Consider the following 1,324-nt stretch of genomic DNA (forward strand, 5'->3'; position numbering starts at 1 on the left):
GTAAGTAATAATCAGTATAAAAGAAAACGGAAGTATTTTTAGAAAGGCAATGACCTTCCAAGCAAACAGGCCAAACAACGCGACGAGTACACCAGACACGATCGCTGCATAATATCGTTTCTCCTTAGGTCCCGCTTCTTCATTGCTGCAAAGCATACTCATCATTCCGCCAATGTTTATGGTGTGACCACCTAGCCATCCGATTGCTATCGTTGAGAGACCAGATATCGTTATCGTTTTCGCAGCAGATGGCTCGTAGCCATTTTTGCGAAGAGCTGCTAAGGCAACGAATAAATCATTGCTTAGAACAAGTATAGCTAAAGGAAACGCTAAGGATACTAAACCGCTCCATGAAAATTCCGGTGTAATAATATGTGGCAGCGCGAACGGGATTTGCTCTATTTTCGGAAAGTCATAACTGATCCAAAGAGCAAGCATTCCCATGATGATGACTCCTATAACGGGAGGACATTTTTTAAACAGCCTCGGAAATAAGAAAAAACCAACCAGCGCCATCCCGCCTACAAAAGGACCATCCTTAAATGCCGGAACAATCTGTACAATATGGTTGAAGATTAGACCTGCGAGCATTGCGTCCAAAAGTGGTTTTGGAAGAACCGCAAGCAGCTTATCGGAAAGTCCTGAAAACCCGAAGATCGCAATAATTAAGCCTGCCATTATACTTGCACCAGCCAATTGTGCTACCGTAAATTGTGAGACCGACGTGCTTAAAAAAGCGACAGCCGTAATCGAATGGGCGCCGCCAAAAGGAATCTTATAGCGAATCGACAAAATCACATTAAATAAACCGCCAAAAAAATAAACAGTAAAAATCCAAGCCACTAGCTCAAGACTCGTAAACCCAGCCTTTTCCGCACTGCTGACAATTAAAATCGCTCCACCTGTACAAGCTAGTAATGCGGAYAAAATACCGGTTATCACTTGCTGTGAGGATAACCCTAAAGATTTTCTCATTTCTAAATCATTGCTCGCATTGTTTTTCATTTTTCTCTGTCTATTCCCATCCAGTAGATTGAGGTGTTCATTTCTCCCTTGATACCCATGAACCATCGTATAAAGTTAGCATTCCTGTAGAGCGTTAAATATCCGCTTTGCAAAAAAACGAGCGCCTCGGTACGATGGAAGTACGCAACGGGTCATAGCCCTAAAAATTCCATCATCCAGGAGGACGCTCTATTATGAAGTTTAAATCGCAGGACAAACAAAATCAACTCATTGAAAAAATTACCGCTCAACATCTGGTCGTCGGGATCGACATCGCCCAACAAACGCATGTCGCTCGTGCTGTTAACTTTCGAGGGAT

At 42.9% G+C, this 1,324-nt stretch carries 1 protein-coding gene; it reads right to left on the reverse strand.

The window, feature by feature from the left end:
• Window positions 1-1,005 (reverse strand): benzoate/H(+) symporter BenE family transporter (locus AC1DWN_RS33840; RefSeq protein ID WP_477563201.1); only part of this gene is annotated, 1,005 nt, incomplete at its 3' end.
• Window positions 1,006-1,324 lie beyond the last annotated feature (319 nt).

Source organism: Paenibacillus sp. P4_A7 (genome assembly GCF_056402455.1).